Below are 918 nucleotides of genomic sequence, written 5' to 3' on the forward strand. Positions count from 1 at the left end.
GCTCTGGACAAGGAGTACAAAGCGCTGGCTGCGGAAATCGGCCGCGTCATCGAGAACACGGAGTTCAACGGCAAGAAACTGCTTAATTCCGACGCTCCGACCAGCTTTGTATTCCAGGTCGGAGCCAACACGGCAGGTGACAACCAGATCACCGTGAACGTTGCAACCAATGCACTGGCTGGATTGAACAATTCGACGGACACTCTTGGCGCAGATGAAACGACCGCCAAAACCGCAATGACTGCGATTGACGCCGCACTGGATACCGTCAGCGGTATGCGTGCCGACTACGGCGCGGCTCAGAACCGTTTCGAAGCCACGATCGCCAACCTGCAAGTGGCTTCGGAAAACACCGCGGCAGCCCGTGGTCGCATCATGGACGCCGACTTCGCTGGTGAAACCTCGAACCTGAGCCGCGCCCAGATCCTGCAACAGGCTGGCACGGCCATGGTGGCCCAGGCCAACCAACTGCCCCAGGGCGTTCTTGCCCTCCTGCGCTGAACCAGGCCTAGCCTGTCCCGGAGGATGGCGGAAGGCAGCGTGCTTGATGCACGCTGCCTTTTTGCTTTCTGTGGCTTGGGTTGCTATCTGAGTCCCGTCTGCACTTGCGGGTTGAGGCAGGTGAGATGAAAAACTTCTTTAAAAAAATATTCAAGTACTGTAAGTCGATGTCGAAATTCCTATCAGCAGATGGATGAAACATCCTGAGCCCCTCCAGCAGCTCTTGCGATTTCTGAATACGAAGCAAGCCGCTGATGGCAGGTTGATTGGGTAGCGAGGGTCGCTGGGCATGGGGTCTAGCGATCGAGATGACCCGGTTTCACACAGATTTCACTGAGGAGCTGCCACCATGGCCATGACCATCAACACCAACATGCAATCGCTCAATGCCCAGCGCAATCTGAGCACCACCCAGGG

General features: G+C 56.6%; 1 protein-coding gene. It reads left to right on the plus strand.

Translation table 11 applies throughout. From position 1 onward, the window contains the following. A partial coding sequence (locus tag ACF8ME_RS23585; protein ID WP_392418410.1) for a flagellin occupies window positions 1-501 on the plus strand: 501 nt, incomplete at its 5' end. Window positions 502-918: the final 417 nt, after the last annotated feature.

The organism is Delftia sp. WSY_7 (assembly GCF_043104845.1).
Lineage (GTDB): Bacteria > Pseudomonadota > Gammaproteobacteria > Burkholderiales > Burkholderiaceae_C > Comamonas > Comamonas tsuruhatensis.